General features: G+C 60.0%; 18 protein-coding genes, 1 pseudogene and 1 riboswitch. Of the genes and pseudogenes, 5 read left to right on the plus strand and 14 right to left on the minus strand.

Translation table 11 applies throughout. The annotated features are described in order from the left end of the window. Positions 1-201: 201 nt before the first annotated feature. Entirely contained in the window at positions 202-609 is a 408-nt protein-coding gene (locus ABI_RS22080) for a hypothetical protein (protein ID WP_169313765.1), read from the plus strand. Between the two features lie 246 nt (positions 610-855). Here the strand turns inward: ABI_RS22080 and ABI_RS22085 are convergent, their stop codons facing one another. The 3 genes and pseudogenes from ABI_RS22085 to ABI_RS26365 form a co-directional block, all read right to left on the minus strand. Beyond that, positions 856-1,197, minus strand: a complete 342-nt coding sequence (locus tag ABI_RS22085; protein ID WP_040309974.1) for a hypothetical protein — start codon at positions 1,195-1,197, stop codon at positions 856-858. Between the two features lie 41 nt (positions 1,198-1,238). Continuing rightward, complete coding sequence (locus ABI_RS26360) at positions 1,239-1,880, minus strand: alpha-amylase family glycosyl hydrolase (protein WP_374188365.1); 642 nt, start codon at positions 1,878-1,880, stop codon at positions 1,239-1,241. 183 nt (positions 1,881-2,063) lie between these two features. Next, a pseudogene (locus tag ABI_RS26365) lies at positions 2,064-2,872 on the minus strand (alpha-amylase family glycosyl hydrolase); the annotation flags it as partial. A gap of 155 nt (positions 2,873-3,027) precedes the next feature. On the opposite strand from ABI_RS26365, the gene ABI_RS22095 reads away from it, so the two are divergent. Further along, positions 3,028-3,456 (plus strand): VOC family protein, encoded by a 429-nt coding sequence (locus ABI_RS22095; RefSeq protein ID WP_006275297.1) that lies wholly within the window; start codon positions 3,028-3,030, stop codon positions 3,454-3,456. On the opposite strand, the gene cytX is transcribed toward ABI_RS22095, so the two are convergent. Genes cytX through ABI_RS22110 form a run of 3 tightly spaced genes read right to left on the minus strand, consistent with a single transcriptional unit; the run spans position 3,425 to position 6,188 of the window. Next, positions 3,425-4,741, minus strand: a complete 1,317-nt coding sequence (gene cytX, locus ABI_RS22100; RefSeq protein WP_006275298.1) for a putative hydroxymethylpyrimidine transporter CytX — start codon at positions 4,739-4,741, stop codon at positions 3,425-3,427. The genes ABI_RS22095 and cytX overlap by 32 nt on opposite strands. 55 nt (positions 4,742-4,796) lie before the next feature. Continuing rightward, a complete protein-coding gene (locus ABI_RS22105) occupies positions 4,797-5,636 on the minus strand; it encodes a TIGR00266 family protein (protein WP_006275299.1) in 840 nt (279 codons plus the stop codon). Between the two features lie 60 nt (positions 5,637-5,696). Then, positions 5,697-6,188, minus strand: coding sequence for a hypothetical protein (locus tag ABI_RS22110; RefSeq protein ID WP_006275300.1), 492 nt, complete (start codon positions 6,186-6,188; stop codon positions 5,697-5,699). A 156-nt stretch (positions 6,189-6,344) separates the two neighbouring features. Beyond that, positions 6,345-6,460, plus strand: a riboswitch (TPP riboswitch). Between the two features lie 128 nt (positions 6,461-6,588). Here ABI_RS22110 and thiC point away from each other — a divergent pair. Continuing rightward, the gene (thiC, locus tag ABI_RS22115) at positions 6,589-8,430 is read left to right on the plus strand and encodes a phosphomethylpyrimidine synthase ThiC (RefSeq protein ID WP_006275302.1); all 1,842 of its coding nucleotides are present in this window, start codon (positions 6,589-6,591) and stop codon (positions 8,428-8,430) included. A gap of 34 nt (positions 8,431-8,464) precedes the next feature. After that, positions 8,465-9,046 carry a hypothetical protein gene (locus ABI_RS25470; protein ID WP_006275303.1) on the plus strand — a complete coding sequence of 194 codons (582 nt, stop codon included), beginning with the start codon at positions 8,465-8,467 and terminating at the stop codon, positions 9,044-9,046. Positions 9,047-9,211: 165 nt separating this feature from the next. Here the strand turns inward: ABI_RS25470 and ABI_RS22120 are convergent, their stop codons facing one another. From ABI_RS22120 to ABI_RS22155, 8 genes are all read right to left on the minus strand, one after another. After that, the gene (locus tag ABI_RS22120) at positions 9,212-9,475 is read right to left on the minus strand and encodes a hypothetical protein (protein ID WP_050808399.1); all 264 of its coding nucleotides are present in this window, start codon (positions 9,473-9,475) and stop codon (positions 9,212-9,214) included. 317 nt (positions 9,476-9,792) lie between these two features. After that, entirely contained in the window at positions 9,793-11,880 is a 2,088-nt protein-coding gene (locus tag ABI_RS22125) for a catalase (protein WP_006275306.1), read from the minus strand. Between the two features lie 97 nt (positions 11,881-11,977). Beyond that, positions 11,978-12,499: a type VI secretion system tube protein Hcp gene (locus ABI_RS22130; RefSeq protein ID WP_157139078.1), complete on the minus strand. Its 522-nt coding sequence runs from the start codon at positions 12,497-12,499 to the stop codon at positions 11,978-11,980. 79 nt (positions 12,500-12,578) lie between these two features. Continuing rightward, positions 12,579-13,394 carry an N-acyl homoserine lactonase family protein gene (locus ABI_RS22135; RefSeq protein ID WP_040310027.1) on the minus strand — a complete coding sequence of 272 codons (816 nt, stop codon included), beginning with the start codon at positions 13,392-13,394 and terminating at the stop codon, positions 12,579-12,581. A 51-nt stretch (positions 13,395-13,445) separates the two neighbouring features. Then, positions 13,446-13,670, minus strand: coding sequence for a hypothetical protein (locus tag ABI_RS22140; protein ID WP_006275309.1), 225 nt, complete (start codon positions 13,668-13,670; stop codon positions 13,446-13,448). A 149-nt stretch (positions 13,671-13,819) separates the two neighbouring features. After that, the gene (locus ABI_RS22145; RefSeq protein WP_006275310.1) at positions 13,820-14,824 is read right to left on the minus strand and encodes a cupin-like domain-containing protein; all 1,005 of its coding nucleotides are present in this window, start codon (positions 14,822-14,824) and stop codon (positions 13,820-13,822) included. 3 nt (positions 14,825-14,827) lie between these two features. Beyond that, positions 14,828-15,604 (minus strand): M12 family metallopeptidase, encoded by a 777-nt coding sequence (locus tag ABI_RS22150; protein ID WP_006275311.1) that lies wholly within the window; start codon positions 15,602-15,604, stop codon positions 14,828-14,830. 146 nt (positions 15,605-15,750) lie between these two features. Beyond that, positions 15,751-17,013 (minus strand): DUF3422 domain-containing protein, encoded by a 1,263-nt coding sequence (locus ABI_RS22155; RefSeq protein ID WP_006275312.1) that lies wholly within the window; start codon positions 17,011-17,013, stop codon positions 15,751-15,753. A 318-nt stretch (positions 17,014-17,331) separates the two neighbouring features. On the opposite strand from ABI_RS22155, the gene ABI_RS22160 reads away from it, so the two are divergent. Next, positions 17,332-17,658, plus strand: coding sequence for a hypothetical protein (locus ABI_RS22160; RefSeq protein WP_006275313.1), 327 nt, complete (start codon positions 17,332-17,334; stop codon positions 17,656-17,658).

Raw genomic sequence — 17,658 nt, forward strand, 5'->3', positions numbered from 1 at the left:
AGGTGGCCGCAAGCGACAGCGCGCGGTCGGAGGGGGGATTTCCAGGCTCAAAACGGTCAGAAACGGATGTCGGTGACGGACGAAACGCCGAAGATCCTCGCCGCCTTAACAAACCTGTAGGCCAATTCAGCTACAACAGTCCTTATGAAGGCGGCGCCTGTCAAAATCCGAAACCTGATGCCGCTGGCTGGCTGGATTTTCATGTCCATCTGGATGAGTTTCCTCTGCCTGATGACCTGGGTCTTCCTGCGCGACGGCGGCTTCGGCCAGTTCTCCCAGCCGGTAGAAACCGGTATCGTCCTGCTGTTCTGGGTCTTCGGCGCAGCCGGGAGTACCCACGCGTTCAAGCCGCCTCTGGTTCACGCCACCATCACACATGACGACATTACCGTACACCAACGTTGGCCATGGAAAACCGAAACAGAACGCTTTCGGCCACACGACGTCGAACCGCCTGCCATCCACACCGCCAAGGACAGCGACGGTGACAACTTTTTCCGCCTGGTGCTGACCACACCGAAGGGACACGACGTCACTCTGAGCGAAAGCCACGACCGCACCCAGATCGAAACCCTGCTAGGCCGGGTCATGGCGCACTTCCGCCGCTAGAGCCGTGTGGCATTACCCTGAACCACCCTCGCCTCTCCTTGCGTGCATAATATTCTAACACGGACCACACGGACTTCGTGTCTGTTCTTACGCCGCGCAGCGGCCTTGCCTACCTAAGTTTTTACTACTGCTGCGCGGTTTCATGTAAACATTGAAGTCCGTGTGGTCCGTGTGGTCCGTGGGGTCCGTGGTAAAAAAATTCTATAAAACACGGCGGATGATTCAGGCTAAGTCATTCCGACCTGGCTATTCGCCTTCGTAGACGATCTCGGCATCGTGCCAGCTATCAAGTTCGTTATAACTTTGACCGTTGCGGCTAATGGTCAACTGATCATCACCCGTCCAACGCACATCGATCCCGTCCGTTCCATCATAGGCGGCCACGTCCTTGTGCGGATCCAGCATATTGCCACGATCATGGATCACCACAACAAAAGCTTCCTCGGTCGTAGCCCCGCAGTTGCGCTGCTCGACGGTTGCGGAATAGCGGCCGCCTGGCGAGGTCCCCTTCTCATGCACGATATTATCGCAAACACCGGCGCATCCGCTCAGTCCCAGCGCCACAAACAGCAGCAAAATCCGCATCATCCCACCTCCCCTGCCTTTATGCGGCAGGCCAGGACGAAAATCTAGCGGGCTTTCACCAACACCTGAACGGTCTTGGGGGCCAGATTTATCGTCGCCTGGCCGGTCTTGTCGCTACTCACCTCAGGCGGCGCAGCCACATCCGGCGCCTTGAAGGCCTGCCCGAAGCGGCCATTCTTCACCCCGGTATCCACCGTCACGGACTGCACTGTATCCGACACATTGATCGCCACCACGACCGTCTCATTCGCATCCGTTCGCGAGAAGGCCAATACCGGATCGCCGGCCTTGGACAACAGCTTGAACGTCCCCGTCGCCAGCACCGGATGGGCCTTCCGAACACTGTAAACCGCCCGATAAAATTCCAGGATCGACGACGGATCACCGGTTTGAGCGTCGACATTCATGGTCGCGAAATTGATCGCCGGGTCGCGATACGGATGCGCCCCTGAGAAGCCGGCTGCGGGCTTTTCACCCGACCACGACATCGGTGAGCGGATGCCGGGATCATTATAGGTCCCGCCATTGCTCATGCCGATCTCTTCGCCGTAATAACCGAACGGCGTCGCCGACACCAAGATCGAGGCCGCCGCCGCGACCTTGTAATTGGCATCGCCATTGACGCCGAACTGGTTCGTCAACCGGTCACCGACGTAGGCGTCATGGCTCTGCAACGCCAGGGGCATCAGGTCGCGCCGCGGGTCTTCCAGGAAGCTAATGACTTCCGGCGCAACCACGCCCTTCTTGATGCCGGCAATCAAAGGCTGCTGGACGCCATAGGCAAAGGCCGTACAAACATCGAGATACAACTCGCGGCCTTCCGACACTTCACAGATCAGGTAGCGATTGTCGTACTGGTCGACGACGTCCTTGAACGCCTTGACGATACCGGGGTTGCCGGGGTTGTTGAAATAGGATGATCTGCCCTCTTCCAGCAACATCGTCACGGCATCAAGCCGGAACCCGTCCACGCCCATATTGGACCAGAATCGCATCGAATCCTGAAGATAGGTCACGACCTTCGGTTGCGCAGATTGAGGTCCGGCATGGTGGTGTCGAAGACGCCGTAATACAGTCCCTGCCCGCCCGCTACGACCTTGTCCGCCGGCTTCCACGGATCGTTCCAGTAGGCGCCGCTGACGCCACGCATGCTCTGGTCGTACCAGCCAGGATTGCTGTCGGCGAACAGATACCAGTCACGGTACGGGCTGATTTTGGACTTGGCGGCCTCCACGAAAAGGGCATTGCCGCTGCCCGAATGGTTGACGACGAAGTCGATGATAACGCCGATACCGCGTTTGTGCGCCTCATCCAGGAATTCCTGGAAATCGGCCATGCTGCCGTAGTCGGGATTGACGGCGCGATAGTCGTTGACGGCGTAGCCGTGGTCGCCGTCCTGCGACGGGTTCATCGGCATCAGCCAGATCCCCGTAATGCCCAGATCCCGCAAATAATCGAGCTGCGACGTCATACCCTTGAAGTCGCCGATTCCGTCGCCATTGCTGTCCTTGTACGAGCGGACGAAGATCTCGGTAAAGACGGCAGTCCGGTTCCAGTCCTTGGGCAAGGCGCTCGTCTTCTTGAGGACGGGCACGGGCGAGACATCGATCTGAGCCTGGGCAGTGCCCGCCAGGATGAAAGCAAGCGCGGCCGCGCCGAAAATAGCCTTCAATTTCATAGTCGAGCTCCCTGCCCTGTTTTATGGCCGCAGGTGTGCCACGGGTAGGCCCGGTTGCCTACTTGAATACGTATGCGCGACTTATCTCGCCGCCCATGCTCCGGCATGTCTTTGTTACAGCGGACTGTGGCAGAATTCCTGTGCTATAAGGCACTATGATATCGATCCAAAACATCGACCACGTGGTCTTCCGCGTCCGCGATCTCGATCGCTCGGTCAAGTTCTACATGGATGTCCTGGGAGCGCAGTTCGAACAGCACCAGACCCACGTTGACCTGTACCAACTGCGTGTCGGCACGTCCCTGATTGACCTGGTCCCGGTCGACGGCGTCATCGGCAGAAAGGGCGGTCCCGCCCCCGGCCCGGACGGCCACAATGTCGATCACGTCTATTTCCGAGTGGCCCCGTGGGACGAAGCCGGCATCATAGCCCACCTCTCCGCACACGGCATCATCGCTGAGGTCGCCAACCGTTACGGCGCCGACGGCGTAGGCCCGTCCATCTACCTGACCGATCCCGACGGCAATCGTCTGGAACTGAAAGGTCCGGCCGTCACCCCTCCGGTGGAGCCTTCAGGCGGCTGAAGCTGTGTGACAATGCCCAATAGGCAAACGCCGCGACAAAGAAGGCTGGCAGTGTCGCTCCGGCCGTGGGCAGCCACGTATGGAAGTACTGATAGGTAGCAATGCCAAAGCCCCATGCGACGAAGGCCGACAGGTGCACGCCGTAGGTAAAGCGGTAAATACCGAACGGATTGCGGACATCGTCAGCAACAATCTTCCGCTGACGGACGACAAAATGGTCAATCAGCATCACCGCGAACAACGGCGTGAACACACCCCCGATCCCGTAAAGGAAGTTGAGGAACTTACCCATTGGCACAAACAGGGCAATCAGGGTGCTTAACAAGCCGAAGCCAACGACCAGATACGTCATTTTGACGGGAAACAGGGTCCCCGTCGAGGTTGCCGCCGAAAAGATATCGGCAAACACATTATCCGTCTCATCGATCAGGATCAGCAGCAGGGCCAGCCCGCCACCGGTCGCGGCCAGGGCCGCGAGCAGCAACCCATCGGGATTGCCGTGCGCCGTCAGGGCAAACGCAGCGCCCAGACTGTAGAACCAGATATTGGCCAGCAGATAGCCGCCCGCACTGCCTTTCAGCATGCCGCCCGGTGACTTGCCAAAGCGCGAATAATCGGCGATCAGCGGCAGCCAGCTCAGCGGCATGGCGACGACCAGGTCGATACCCGACGCCAGCGACAACGTCCCGTCGCCCGGCCGGGCGAACAACTGGCTCCAGTCGGTACGCGACAGCAGCGACCAGCTCATCCACGCCGCCCCAGCCAGCAGCAGCCACAAACCCCAGTGGCGCAGGAACCGGCGCACCACGCTCAATGGCCCCGCCAGCGCCAATCCCGTCGCGGCCGCGCCGAACAGGATAGTCCACACCACCGGCCAATGAAGACCGAAATTGCGCTGCACCAGGGCATCGGCGGCATCGCGCATGGCGATGATTTCGAACGCCCCCCATCCGACCAGTTGCACGATATTGATAATGGCGGCGACACCGGCGCCGCGCACACCCAGGGTCGGCCGCAAAGACGCCATGGCCGACAGGCCGGTATCACTACCGACCACGGCGGCCAGTCCCAGCAACCCGGCCCCCACCAGGCTGCCGACAAAAATCGCGACCAGGGCCGCCCCCATCGACAGGCCGGGGACCAGAAAACTACCGGCTTCCAGCACCAGAAGCCCGATCCCCAGACTGAACCACAACGAAAAAGCGTCACGCGGCGTAAAGGTACGCCGCCCGTCGGGCACAGGCGTCAGTGGATCATAGGCATCGCGTTCGGAAGGATCGGCCATGGTGCCTCACGGTACAAACCATGCGTTGTACCGTGAGTCCGCTGTAGCGCAACGCCTACCGGTTTCCGCCGATCAGGTCGCCGAGGCCGCCCAGGACCGAGCCCTCGCCACGGTTAGGACCGGCGCCGCCGGCAACCGCCGCGATCCGCCCGGCCAGGCGTGAGAACGGCAGCGACTGGATCCACACCTTGCCCGGTCCGGTCAGTTGCGCAAAGAACACCCCTTCGCCGGCGAACAACATCGACTTGATGCCGCCGGCCTGGATCAGATCGAAATCGACCGTATCGGTAAAGGCGGCGATACAACCGGTATCGACGTGCAGTTGCTCCCCGGCCTTCAGTTCACGTTCGACCACCATGCCGCCGAACTGAACGAACACCCAGCCGTCGCCTTCCAGCTTTTGCATGATGAAACCTTCGCCACCAAACAGACCGGTCATGATCCGCTTCTGGAAAGCGATGCCCAACGACACGCCCTTGGCCGCGGCCAGGAAAGAGTCCTTCTGACAGATCAACCGCCCGCCGACATCCGACAGTTTCAGCGGCACGATGGCACCCGGCACCGGCGCGGAAAAAGCGACCCTCGCCTTGCCGTGGCCGTTGTGGGTGAAAACGGTCGTGAACAGGGATTCACCGGTGATCAGCCGCTTGCCGGCGCCCAACAGCGCGCCCATAAAGCCGCCACCCTGCTGGCCCGAAGCGTCCCCGAACACGGTCGTCATGCCGACGGACGCATCCTTCCACACCATGGCGCCGGCTTCAGCGATGGCACTTTCGCCCGGATCGAGTTCGATCTCGACGAACTGGAGTTCCTGGCCCTTGATCTCGAAATCGATATCGTCAGCGACGCCGGAACTGCGGTGATGATGCGTCGTGGGAACAGATGAGCCGAACATGCGAATCCTCCTTGGATGGGTCAGGGAAGATGTAGCGCGTGACGCGGCAAAATAAAGGCCCTACTCGGTCACATAGTGCACGCGGATATCGCGATAATGCGGACGGAAGCTCCACACCCGGCCGCCCGACTTGGTCAGGACGACCCTGTCGTCGCCGTCCCAGCGGATGCGCACGAAAGCCGCCTCGTCGAAACTGGCCAGGGCCGGGACATTGCCGGCGCCCCCCGGGGCGTAGACCAGAACGCGACGGTTCGGCGCGGCGCCGGCACAGGTAACGAGCACGGATTCCAGGACGTAGGCGCCGTCGGGCGACATGCGTGTCTCGCTGTCGCTGCGGCTACACATGGGCGTCATGGCGCGATCATACAGCGTATAGACCCCGCCAATAACGGCCGTCAGGGAAATCGCCGCAGCTATGCCGGCAAACCAGTACCAGTGGTGCTTTTCGCGCGGGTGAGCATAGCCATGGGCGTGGTGATACTCGTCGTAAGCGCCGACCTTAAGGTGCAGGTCCAATTCGTCGACCGGCCGCGAAGTGTGTCGGGCGGGCATGATTTACCTCGGTGGCGTTAAACGCCCTGGGGACAGACTGTGGATAAGTCTGCGCCTCAGGGCTTAACGAAGCCTCAACGTGAACAAACGGGGTGCTGTCGTCCAAACAGCCTATTCGTTTTTCTTGACCTTCCCGCCTTTGGTTCTATGCTTGGGAATAGTTCACCGGGGTGTCCGCGCGTTTGAGGCGGGCTGAGACGAGGCGAAAGTGCCTTAAACCCGCCGAACCTGATCCGGGTCATGCCGGCGAAGGGAGTTGGATACGCTTAACCCAGAATGCTCTCAAGCAGCGAAGCGATAGAGCAGACCAAGTCGAGCGCCCGCAATCTACGCGCATGATCCCTTTACAGCCCTCAAGCAGCGAAGCGGTAGGGCAAATAAAATGCAAAGGGATTGCACAATGAACAAGCCGCTCGAACACAAGACCGTTACGGTCGAAGCCTCCCCCATTCCGGGCTCGCACAAGGTCTATCAATCCGGGACGCTCCACCCCGACATCCGCGTCCCGTTCCGTGAGGTCTGTGTCCACGCCTCCGCCAACGAAGCCCCCCTGACCATCTACGATTCGTCGGGCCCCTATACTGAAGCCGGCTTTGTTCCGGATATCTCGAAGGGTCTCCCCAGACTTCGCGAATCCTGGATACGTCAACGCGGCGACGTCGAAGAGATCGTCGCCCGCGAAGTCAAACCCGAAGACAACGGTAACGTCTCCGCCGGCAAGCTGGCCCCCCAGTTCCCCAACCTCCCCAAGGTCCTGCGCGCCAAGGATGGCCAGTCGGTCACCCAGCTCGAATATGCCCGCCGCGGCATCATTACCCCCGAGATGGAATACATCGCCATCCGCGAAAACCTGCGCCGCGCCCACGACGCCGAGGTCATCCGCGACGGGGAGGATTTCGGCGCCGAAATCCCCGACTTCATCACCCCGGAATTCGTCCGAGACGAAGTCGCCCGCGGCCGTGCCATTATCCCGGCCAATATCAACCACCCGGAAGTCGAACCGATGATTATCGGCCGAAACTTCCTGGTCAAGATCAACGCCAATATCGGCAATTCGGCTGTCACCTCCTCGATGGAGGAAGAAGTCGAAAAGATGGTCTGGGCCATACGATGGGGCGCGGACAACGTCATGGACCTGTCGACCGGCCGCAACATCCACAACATCCGCGAATGGATCATCCGCAACTCCCCCGCCCCCATCGGCACCGTGCCGATCTACCAGGCGCTGGAAAAGGTCAACGGCGTCGCCGAGGACCTGACCTGGGAAGTCTATCGCGACACCCTGATCGAACAGGCGCAACAGGGCGTCGACTACTTCACCATCCATGCCGGCGTCCGCCTGGCCTATATCCACCTGACCGCCAAGCGCGTCACCGGCATCGTCTCGCGCGGCGGCTCGATCATGGCCAAGTGGTGCCTGGCCCACCACAAGGAAAACTTCCTCTACACTCACTTCGACGAGATTTGCGACATCATGCGCGCCTATGACGTCTCGTTTAGCTTGGGCGACGGCCTGCGCCCCGGCTCGATCGCCGACGCCAACGACGCCGCCCAGTTCGCCGAACTGGAAACCCTGGGCGAACTGACCCAGATCGCCTGGAAGAAAAACGTCCAGGTCATGATCGAAGGCCCCGGCCACGTGCCGATGCACAAGATCAAGGCCAATATGGACAAGCAGCTCAAGACCTGCGGCGAAGCCCCCTTCTATACGCTTGGGCCACTGACGACCGACATCGCGCCTGGCTATGACCACATCACATCGGCCATCGGCGCCGCTATGATCGGCTGGTACGGCACAGCCATGCTCTGTTACGTCACGCCGAAGGAGCACCTGGGCCTGCCCGACCGCAAGGACGTCAAGGACGGGGTCATCGCCTACAAGATCGCCGCCCACGCCGCCGACCTGGCCAAGGGCCATCCGGGCGCGCGCATGTGGGACGACGCCATGAGCCGAGCCCGCTTCGAGTTCCGCTGGGAGGACCAGTTTAACTTAGGGCTGGATCCGGAAACGGCGCGTGCCTTCCACGACGAAACCCTGCCCAAAGAAGCGCATAAGACAGCGCACTTCTGCTCCATGTGCGGCCCGAAATTCTGCTCGATGAAGATCAGCCAGGAGGTGCGCGAATTCGCCGCCAACATGACCGATAACGAACGGGCGGATATCGAAGCCGGCATGGCCGAGATGTCGCACAAGTTCAAGGAACTGGGCAGCGAGATCGACGTCAAAACCTCGGCGGAGTGAGACACGACTTAGCTATTCCGTCGGGGGATTAATTATGTATGGCCTGCTTCACGTTCGTACTGGCCTTCACGAGAAGCGCTGTCCGGTTCATTCGACCATGCGTCGCGCACTTTTGTGGATTGGCTCGATCACAGCGATTGCCTTGTCTTCGGCATGCGAAAGCAACTCTACGGATTCAGAGCGCTCGCATCTGCCCAGCGGGCTGGAAGCAGGAGCGGTTGTTTCCGGATCTGTCGACAGAACACTGACCTATGAAACCGGGCTAATTGTCTTCGAATTGCCTGATGCGTTCGCCGTAAAAATCGGGAATCGCGGACTTTCCGCACTCAACCAATTGCCTAAGACAAGCCGTGGCTCGCGCTCCACTTATGGACCCTGGCAAGAAACGCCTGTCATTAAGAAATCGACCGCCGATGTTGACGCCTATTCAAATTATAGTTTCGACGCGCTCAATGAATTCAAATGTCTCGACTCCCAAAGCAAATGGAAAGACAACAAGCCCTTTTGCAAGGCCCTGGCAAGTCCAGGCAGTTTTTACACTATTGGATCAGATTCAGAAATAGTGATTGTTTTTCCTGATCAAAAGCTCATTGCATACGCAATACACGATCAATAAAAGACCGACACACTCAATTTTGGAAAATACAAATGTTCAATACCATTGAGATTACATTGCTTTATAAGTACGGTACAACGACTCCTTCAGCCGATCCGAATGAACGAATTAGACCGAATGACAGTTCTGATTCAGAAATTCATTATGATGCCGTTGAATATATGATCACCGGAGGTGGCCGTTATGCCTAAGGTTGCTCGCGATCCGACTCGCGCCCAAGCACGCCAGCACATCGGCCAGGGACTTCTCGTCCTTGACCGGGGACTTGCGTTGCCGCGCCTTCGGATTGGCATCCGAAAACAAAACGGACTTGATATAGGTGCCGAGCGAGATATTGCCCGCCCGGTCTCTCAACCAGGCGCGTTCACGGTCGGTCAAGCGAAGCGAATAAGGCGCTTCGCCTGATTTCTTCTTGTCAGGGGGAGTCATCAGCGGCTCTTTCTGCCGACGATCACGGACGAAAAAGAAACGCGAAAGCCGCTAGGGCTTTGGCGCTCTTCTCTTTCTCGCTAAAGAAATCGTGATGTCACAGGCGTTGAAGAGCAGATCGAAACGCTGGCTTCTTTCTTCTTCGCCCCCTTGCGGGGTATCGTTCTCTGTACCATCCGCCTCAAGGGTAGCCATGGTTTGAGACGTCAAATCATGGGCACCGGCATTTGCGGGGGATGATGAATAGGAAACATCTCCCTTCAGCCCCCAAAGAAGGCAGGCCGAAGGGAGAGGGAGAGACTTGTTTATCAATCCGGTTAAGCCAACGTCCTGACCTTCGGTTCCCGATCATAATATCGGGTTCCCGCGGCCCCTACAAAATCGTCCAGTAACACCACGCCTGCGTCATGCTCGACGCCAGCCTTTTTCAACAACGGATGGCTCTCGGTCGTATGACCGATCGCCTTCAGGTGCACATAGGCATTGGTCAGCCATTCCACCGCCGCGCTTTCCTTAAGCAGTGCCTTGGTTCCATCGTCCGACAGTACCACCGCTACACCGTCATACAGCTGCGACGGTGAGCCCGCCAACTGCCCGTCGGCCTTCATGTCCTTGCCGTCCGACAGCTTGGCGCCGCCGACCTTGGGCGCGACAATGACCGCCTTGCCGCCGGCGTCGACGATGGCCTTCTTGACCTTGGCTATGGCCGCCGCATCCGAACCATCCGCGATCAGGATACCAAACTGGCGCCCCTCCAACATCGGCTTGGCGTTCTTCTGGATCGACAAAGCATCCGAAGCCGGCAAATCCACCGGCTCGCGCGCGGCCGGATTCTTCTTCGGCAGTGGAATATTCATCCCGTCCGCCACACGCTGCGCCAGGCCGTCATCGACGTTGCGAAGATTGGCCACCATGCGTGCCTGCACGGCCGCAATCCCGACTTTCGACAGCTCGAACACGAACGACGATGCGATATGGGCCTGTTCCGACTCCGTCTGCGACAGCCAGAACAGCCGCGCTTGCGAGTAGTGATCGGCGAACAGATCCGGCCGCACCCGCAGCTTATCCCCCTGCTCCTCCTGCCCATCCGCCGCAACAAAGGTCTTGAAGCCGGTCATCGGACATTCCCGCGGCCCGCTGACCTCGCCGTTCTCGCTCAGCGAGTTCGGCTCATAATTGGCCCGCCCCTTGGGCACCGTCATCTGCATATGACCATCACGCTGGAAGTTCATGACCGGGCATTTCGGCGCATTGATCGGCAGTTGATGGAAGTTGGTGCTCCCCAGCCGCTTCAACTGCGTGTCCAGATAGGAAAACAGCCGGCCCTGCAACAGCGGGTCGTTGCTGAAATCGATCCCCGGCACGATATTGGCTGGGCAATAGGCAACCTGCTCAGTCTCGGCAAAGAAGTTATCCGGATTACGGTCCAGCACCATCCGACCGACGATCTTAACCGGCAAAACCTCCTCCGGGATCATCTTGGTGGCGTCCAGCACATCGTACGGCAAGCCATCGGCAAAGGCCTGATCGAACAACTGCACCCCCAACTCCCATTCCGGGAAGTTGCCGGTGTCGATGGCCTCGAATAGATCGCGGCGGTGGTAGTCGTTATCGGCCGCCTGCAGCTTGAGCGACTCATCCCACACCAGCGATTGCAGCCCCAGCTTCGGCTTCCAATGGAACTTGACGAAGGTCGATTTACCCTCAGCATTGACGAAGCGGTAGGTGTGAACGCCGAACCCTTCCATGGTGCGCAGGCTACGCGGGATGGTGCGGTCGGACATGGCCCACATCAGCATGTGGGTGGTCTCGGGCATCAGCGACGCGAAGTCCCAGAAGGTGTCATGGGCCGAACCCGCCTGCGGATAGCCCTTGTCGGCCTCCATCTTGACGGCATGGACCAGGTCGGGGAATTTGATGGCGTCCTGGATGAAGAAGACCGGAATATTGTTGCCGACCAGGTCCCAGTTGCCGGCCTGGGTGTAGAACTTGACGGCAAATCCGCGCACATCTCGCGGCGTATCGACCGATCCGGCGCCGCCGGCCACCGTCGAAAACCGCGTGAACACCGGCACGCGCTCACCGGCCCGCTGGAATAGATCGGCCGTGGTGACATCGGCCAGGCTTTCGGTCAGCTCGAAAAAACCGTGCGCCGCCGAACCGCGGGCGTGAACGATACGTTCCGGAATGCGCTCATGATCGAAGTGGAAGATCTTCTCGCGCAGAACAAAGTCTTCCAGCAGGGTCGGCCCGCGCGCCCCGGACTTGAGACTGTTCTGGTTATCGGAAACGCGGATGCCCTGATTGGTGGTCAGGTGGCCTTCGGGGATGTGCGGTCCCTTCCCCGGAACGTGCTGATGGGTCTCGCCGCCATTGCCGGCGCGGGTGTCGAATGTCTTGTCCATGGGGTCGGCCTCACTGAGATTGTGGGCAGACCATGGCCAAGGCGCCTGTAAGGGCGCAATGAGACGAGACCTTACGGAGATAAGGGCGTGATATGGCCTATTTCGGCGCAGTCCAGTCATCGAGGACGGTAATGGCCCCCTGAACATGCGTAACAATGGCCTTTTGGTAGCTGATGGTAATATCAACCACCGGTTCGACAGCGTCGCTGTCACCGGTTCTATCATGAACCTGTACAGAGGTGATCTTCGCGCCCTGGAATTCCAAAGAGTCGGCGTGGACGACCGTCCCCATGCCCGTCGCCTCCGGCACCCAGTTGCTGTACCTGAACTCACTGAGGACTTCACCGGTGATCGCCGCATTGATCAGCATCGGTGTCGCCTTGCTCCAACGCAAGGTGAAGGTCACCGGCGTCTGGACTCTCCGCCCTGAAGCGCCTGGCACGGTATAGTTAAATCCGATGACCGAATTCCAACCTTCCTTGCCCTTGGCCTGGACGTCGCCCTTGAATTCGCCCTGTTTGCTGCCCTTGATCTGCAGATAGCCTGCATCTGCCGCAGCCACACCCGAGGCCAGAACCAGGCCGGCCGCCAACACCAACGCTCCTGTCAGTACACGCATCTCACCTACTCCCATCTTTCGTACGACTGAGACTGCCACGAGCTCTGCGGTAGCACAACGCCGTTCTGTGCAGGCGTCCCTACTCCGCCGCCTTCGGGAAAGCCGGCAGCTTGGCGATATCGCGCGGATCGTGCTGGATGATCACCGTCGCCTTCAGGTTTTGGGCGATCTTCTTGAACCGGTCCAGTGACGCAAGACTGTCGGCGCGATCGGTATTGAAGCCCGGCACCTCATTACCGTCATAGGCCTCATGGAAGTGCGCCAGGTCGCCGGTAATCAGCACATAGCCCGTCGCCTTCAGCTTCACCAGCAGGCTGTGATGGCCGTCGGTATGGCCCGGCATGTTCAGCATCACCACCGAACCGTCGCCGAAGACATCCTTGTCGCCCGGAACCGGCTCGCTCTTGCCAGCGCCGGAGACCCAGTGGACCAGCGGATCGTCGCTCTTGTTGGCCGCCTTGATCTTGTCCCAGTCGCCCTTGCCCAAGAGCAGGGTCGCCGCCGGAAGATCGCCCGCCTGCCCCGTGTGATCGCCATGGATATGGCTGATACCGACAAACTTGACCGCCTTTGGATCCACGCCCAAGGTCGTCAGTTGCTGCAGGATGGTGGTCTTGACGATCGGAGAGCCGTCATCGCGCTTGGCGCCGGGGCCGAAACCGGCATCCCATAGCAGGTAGTCCTGGCCGTGCTGAATGAGGTAGCATGAGGCAACAAAAGGCTTTTTCACACCATCGAAGCTGTGGGCGTCGGAGAACCACGCCACGTCGCGTTCGCCCATATCACCGCAATCCAGCCGGGTCAGTTTGACCTCGGCCGTTTGGGCCAAGGCCTGAGTATGCCCAAAACCGGCGGTCGCGAACGCAAGAACCAGAGCAAGGGTAAGCGACTTCATGGCATCCTCCAGTGGGTTTGGCGTCATGGGTGCAGCACGCCGGGCTTCGCGTCAAGCCACCCGTCGCCGCGGTGACACGGTCGTGTTGTAGATGACCAGTATCGCTGGCGCATCCGCATTGACCGGCAGCGCCGTGCCGCGTTCGTCATACAAAAATTCGTCGATAGCGAAGATCTTCGGTTTCAGCCGCTTCTGGATGACCAGTTCCGGGCGTGGATAGCCGGCCAAGTCCACCCAGCAGCAATCGAACAGCTTGTCGGAAAACGGTTTGGCCACACCTGCACCCCTGAAACGCGGATATTGCGGCCTTCTGCGCGTATTCTCTTTTTGTTCACAGAATGCCCGCCCTTGTCAAGCCGGTGGACAGGGCCATCAGGCAGAAAATTCGCTCTGCCCTGCCCGCCGCAATAGCCAGTCGGCGCCTCCTACAGGGTCAGGCGCTTGCGCAGATGGCCCTTGAAGGTCTCCACCTCGTCTGGCGTTAACTGATCTCTGAAAATACTGGGCAGCCCCCCGGCCTCGGCCATCGGATCGCCGTGGCTGTTGAAGATGAAATAGTCGAAAAGCGGCCGCCAGGCGTCCCGCTGGGCCGGCGGCAGCCGTTTCACACTCAGCGCAGCAAGGAACAGCAGGCTGGTCGGGGAGTAGATATCGGGCCGCGCATCGCTCCACCAGTAATTGACCAGCATATTCAGAGGCCCGGTGGTCTGGACGTGATGCCACCAAAGATACGGAATGTAGATCGCGTCACCAGGCTCCAGGCGGGCGCGTCGCCCGGCAGCCAACGCGTCCTTCAGACGGGGAAAGCGTTCGAAGTCCGGCGCTTCCAGGGACACCAGGCTGATCGGCACGCCGGCCGGGGTCATGTCGACCGGCGCCGGATAAAGGTTTGGGGTCTGCTCCGGCGGAAACAGGGTAAAGACCTTTTCGCCCGCGATGTGACAGGCGATGTTGGACGAATAGTCGAAATGGGTCTGCGTCCGCAGCGTATTGCCGATCCAGAAACGCGGCCGCACCTGGGGGGAAAGCAATGGCATATCCAGTTCGGACACGGTGAGCGGCAGGTGCCGGTCAGTGTCGGCGGCCTGGACGTAGACGCTTTCGCCTGTATGGGCGTGGTTCAGCAGTTTGTCGACGACGTCGCGCAGGCTCCGGTTCTGATTGGAAAAATTGAATCCGGTCTTCTGTTCATTGTAAAAAAAGCGTCCCTGCCCTTCGGGCGGCAGAACGGACACCTGTAGCGGTAGTCCTGAGTCCCGGCTTTCCAGCCAGTCCCCCAGGGTGCGCGGCCCGGCCTGCGCCGCAGCGACGCACGGCCAGTGCGCGACCAGCCCTTTGAGAATGACCGGCTGGTTCATCGGCCGAATCTCATTGTCGAACATGGCGCGGTCGACCTTCTCGGCGACGGCGACGGACGGGAAGCTATGCATAGGTTACTCCAGGCCGTGAAACCGGCGAACGGTCCAGGCGTCGCGGTCCGAGATAGCGCACTTCTGGACGATCTTGCGACAGCGTTTTTCGAGTTTGGCGAACTGCGGCAGACAGGCCTTCTCGGCCGCCTTGCCTTTGGTGGTCAAGGTGAAGATGCGGCTCCACCGGGGATCTTCCTTGTGGCGCGGTCCCTGATTGGCCAGATAATGCATCAGCGAACATGGGTCATAATCCGAGGTCAGGCGCATCTCGCGTTCCGGAAAGGCGCTGCGGACATCGTTGCAGACGGTGTCCAGCTTCATGCCACAGGTTTCAAGATAGGTTTGCAGGAACGGTTGGAGGTTCAGATAGGTTGCACGGTCTGCGCGCTGATGCTCGTGCGCCAGGCCCAGGGTATGACCGAACTCGTGCAGGATGGAACCGTAGTTGGCGCCGGGCTGGATATTCACCTGATTGCCGATCGGAAGCTGGCCGACCGTCGCCGATGTGGCATGGGGGTTGAGGTATATCTGGACACTGCCAAGGCCGTCACGAGCGACGAATCGCACCCCGGTTCGGCGATGCCAGTCGTTCATCGCCTTGCACGCCTTGTGCGCTGGCGAGGCTTTCCACTTGGCCCAGCCGGTACAATCCTTGCTTTGGGTATATGCCGTTTTCAGGATGTCGGCGCTAAGCTGATACGGCACGGTCGCGTTGGACCAGGGCTTGGTGCTCTTCATGACCGCGCCGGCTTGGGCGGGCAACGGCAGAAGCAGGACGAGGAAGAACCAGGCTCGCATAGTCACCCTGAACGGTTATAGGGTCTGGGGCCTGAGGCCCCAGTTCTTATCTTCCTGACTTTTCCTCCGCCCGCAAGGGGCGGAGGAAAAGTCAGGAAAAGTAAAGTCTTGGGGCCTCATGCCCCAAACCCCATTAATGGTGCTGGCTACTCGGCCTGTTCCTCGATCTTCTTCTTCCGGTGATAGATAAACAGCCAGGCCAGCGCCAGAATCCCGGCGATCATCGGGGCATACAGCCAATGCGCCACCTCTTTCGGCACGGCGGAATCCACCACATACTTCAACAGGCTGAATACATAATAGCTGACGGCGAACACCGACAGGCCCTCGACCAGCCCCGACAGCTTGACCTGCAGCCGCGCCCGCAGATCCATACTCTTCAGCAGATCCTGGTTCTGCACCTCCAGCGAGATCGAAATCCGCGCCCGCAACAGATCGCTCACCCGGCCGATGCGCGATGAAATCTCATCCAGCCGCCTTGAGGCCGCATCACAGGTCCTCATCGCCGGCCGTAATCGCCGCTCGATGAACTCGGCCATGGTCGAATAGCCCTCAACCCGGTTTTCGCGCAACGACACCAGCCGATCCTCGGCCAGTTGCGCATAGGCCCGCGTCGCACCCTGACGGAAACTGACCTCGTTGACCCGCTGCTCGACCTCTGCCGATAGCGCCATCAGGCGATCCAGAACCTGTTCCTGCGACGCGCTCTGGCTGGCCATATCCGACGTAACTGCAAACAGCCGCGCCTCGGCTTCTTTAAGCCACGCCATTAACCCACGCGCCACCGGAAAGCCCAACAGGGCCAGCTTGCGATAATGCCCGATCTCGATCAGATTCTGCAGAAGACGCGACAGCTCGTCATTTTGCAAACCGCGGTCATGGACATAGATCCGCCCTGCCCCGCCGTCATGCATCCGGAAATCCGACCAAATCCGCGCCTTGCCACCGAAAACGTCGCAACACACCGCCTGCGTCAGGTCGATCGACGCCTGAAGCTGCGCAGGCTCGGGCTCATACGAGAACACAGCGATCTCAACACTGCGGAACACTGTCCCCGGCGCCTCGGACAACCACGCGAAATCCGCCGTCTTCAGGCTGCAAAACCCCAATCCGTTCTGCGTCGCCGCATCCGGGTCGACCTGGGTCGTGAACTTGAGATAGGTCGAAAACTCGCCGTGCCGCTCCCAGATCATGCCACCGGCATCGCCAATATCGTGCAAGGTCCACCCTTCGGCACCGTGCTCGCCGGGCAGGCTGTCGATCCAGGTTCGCTCAGCCGCCCGCTCCACATCGCTCAGCAGGTAAACCCAGCTTCGCACCACGGCGGGGGCAGTGAAAACGGGAATGACACGGGCGTGCATGAGGTCGCTGAGCGACGCGCGCAGAGGATGGTCGGCTGGCCGGGACATGGAGGACTCGAGTGTGGCTTGTTATAATTGCCGCAAATATAGCAGCCGCCGCCCTGCCGTAACGTCACTTCCTGTGTCCTGTTGCAACAAGCCAGAACCGGAACAGACACACTACTACTTCACCTCCCCATTTCTTCAATGGGGAGCGGGGTGGCCCGTGCCATGGCGAGCGAGCGAGGCCCCCTATGGGCCGAAGCAATGCCTGCCGGCGAGGCTCGAGACTGAGGGGTCCTCTTTCCGGCAATCAGCACGCCAACCGGACCACCCCAATATCGCTTCCTTACTGCCGTCGCGTCACCCTATCTCCGGAGGTGATTCATGCCAAGACGCAAAGCGCCGAAAGCTCTGGCCGTGACCCAATGGACAAGCCTCGGCTGGCAGACGGCCGAGATGATGCTGGCCTCGGCCCACGTCATCCGCCATCGCCTGAACCGTATGGCCATGGCGCAGTTTCCGCTCAGCCCCAGGGACAGCGCCGAATTCCTGCGGATGGGTCAGGAAAAGGCCGAAGCAGCTGCCGAATCCCTGGTCGCCCTCTCGACAGGCATTCTCCACAATGAACACCCGCAAACCCTGACGCGCAAGGTGATGAAGCCGTTTCGCACCCGCGCCGTGGCGAATGCAAAGCGGCTCAAAAAGCTCTGA

This window comes from Asticcacaulis biprosthecium C19 (assembly GCF_000204015.1).
GTDB classification, from domain to species: domain Bacteria; phylum Pseudomonadota; class Alphaproteobacteria; order Caulobacterales; family Caulobacteraceae; genus Asticcacaulis; species Asticcacaulis biprosthecius.

Bases quoted from the DNA above. Each gene is read 5' to 3' on its own strand.
- ABI_RS22150 (WP_006275311.1), bottom strand. From the start codon at position 15,604: ATGCGAGCCTGGTTCTTCCTCGTCCTGCTTCTGCCGTTGCCCGCCCAA.
- ABI_RS22135 (WP_040310027.1), bottom strand. From the start codon at position 13,394: ATGAAGTCGCTTACCCTTGCTCTGGTTCTTGCGTTCGCGACCGCCGGT.
- ABI_RS22120 (WP_050808399.1), bottom strand. From the start codon at position 9,475: ATGACTCCCCCTGACAAGAAGAAATCAGGCGAAGCGCCTTATTCGCTT.
- ABI_RS22145 (WP_006275310.1), bottom strand. From the start codon at position 14,824: ATGCATAGCTTCCCGTCCGTCGCCGTCGCCGAGAAGGTCGACCGCGCC.
- ABI_RS22095 (WP_006275297.1), top strand. From the start codon at position 3,028: ATGATATCGATCCAAAACATCGACCACGTGGTCTTCCGCGTCCGCGAT.
- cytX (WP_006275298.1), bottom strand. From the start codon at position 4,741: ATGGCCGATCCTTCCGAACGCGATGCCTATGATCCACTGACGCCTGTG.
- ABI_RS22105 (WP_006275299.1), bottom strand. From the start codon at position 5,636: ATGTTCGGCTCATCTGTTCCCACGACGCATCATCACCGCAGTTCCGGC.
- thiC (WP_006275302.1), top strand. From the start codon at position 6,589: ATGAACAAGCCGCTCGAACACAAGACCGTTACGGTCGAAGCCTCCCCC.
- ABI_RS22160 (WP_006275313.1), top strand. From the start codon at position 17,332: ATGCCAAGACGCAAAGCGCCGAAAGCTCTGGCCGTGACCCAATGGACA.
- ABI_RS22110 (WP_006275300.1), bottom strand. From the start codon at position 6,188: ATGCCCGCCCGACACACTTCGCGGCCGGTCGACGAATTGGACCTGCAC.
- ABI_RS22125 (WP_006275306.1), bottom strand. From the start codon at position 11,880: ATGGACAAGACATTCGACACCCGCGCCGGCAATGGCGGCGAGACCCAT.
- ABI_RS22080 (WP_169313765.1), top strand. From the start codon at position 202: ATGTCCATCTGGATGAGTTTCCTCTGCCTGATGACCTGGGTCTTCCTG.
- ABI_RS26360 (WP_374188365.1), bottom strand. From the start codon at position 1,880: ATGCCCCTGGCGTTGCAGAGCCATGACGCCTACGTCGGTGACCGGTTG.
- ABI_RS22155 (WP_006275312.1), bottom strand. From the start codon at position 17,013: ATGTCCCGGCCAGCCGACCATCCTCTGCGCGCGTCGCTCAGCGACCTC.
- ABI_RS25470 (WP_006275303.1), top strand. From the start codon at position 8,465: ATGTATGGCCTGCTTCACGTTCGTACTGGCCTTCACGAGAAGCGCTGT.
- ABI_RS22130 (WP_157139078.1), bottom strand. From the start codon at position 12,499: ATGCGTGTACTGACAGGAGCGTTGGTGTTGGCGGCCGGCCTGGTTCTG.
- ABI_RS22085 (WP_040309974.1), bottom strand. From the start codon at position 1,197: ATGATGCGGATTTTGCTGCTGTTTGTGGCGCTGGGACTGAGCGGATGC.